The 556-nt window shown below is 68.9% G+C and carries 1 protein-coding gene; it reads right to left on the reverse strand.

What is annotated here, in order from left to right; genetic code table 11:
- The coding region (locus MKK50_RS24965; RefSeq protein WP_499025886.1) for a calcium-binding protein at positions 1 to 556 on the reverse strand (556 nt) is incomplete at both ends.

A 556-nucleotide genomic window follows, 5' to 3' on the forward strand; every position in this document is an offset into this window, starting at 1 on the left:
TCTTCTCGCCGACCGATTGGGCATAGGCCGGCATCCCCGCCGCGCCCAGCAGGAGCAGGCAGGCGGCGGCAGTGAGTGTCGTTCTCATGAATGTCTCCTAGGGAAGAATCGTACCTGTCGGAGCAACCGGAGCGGGCGTTCCTCTGACCGTCGTCGCCGAAGACGATATCGGCATCGGCGTCGGCTTGGCCGGCATCGATCGTGTCGGCACCGAGACCGCCGAGCACCACGTCGGCGCCTGCACCCGTGGTGATGGTGTCGCGCGCGCCGCCATTGCGGTCGCTGATGATGCGGGCACGGATGCCGAGTTCGAAGGTGGCGAGGCCGTTGTCGCCGAGCACGATGTCCGCGCCCACGCCCGTGGTTACGGTGTCGCTGCCCGAGCCGCCGAGCACGACGTTGTCGCCGTCGCCGGCCTCGATCCGGTCGTTGCCGCCGTCATTGGTCTCGGTCGAGGCCACCTCGACGCGGACACCGGCGGCGAACAGAGCGTAGCCCTGGTCGCCGAGCACGATGTCGTTGCCGCCGAGCGCGGTGATGACGTCGGCACCCGTGC

The sequence above is a fragment of the Methylobacterium sp. J-043 genome (assembly GCF_022829505.1).
Classification (GTDB): domain Bacteria; phylum Pseudomonadota; class Alphaproteobacteria; order Rhizobiales; family Beijerinckiaceae; genus Methylobacterium; species Methylobacterium extorquens_A.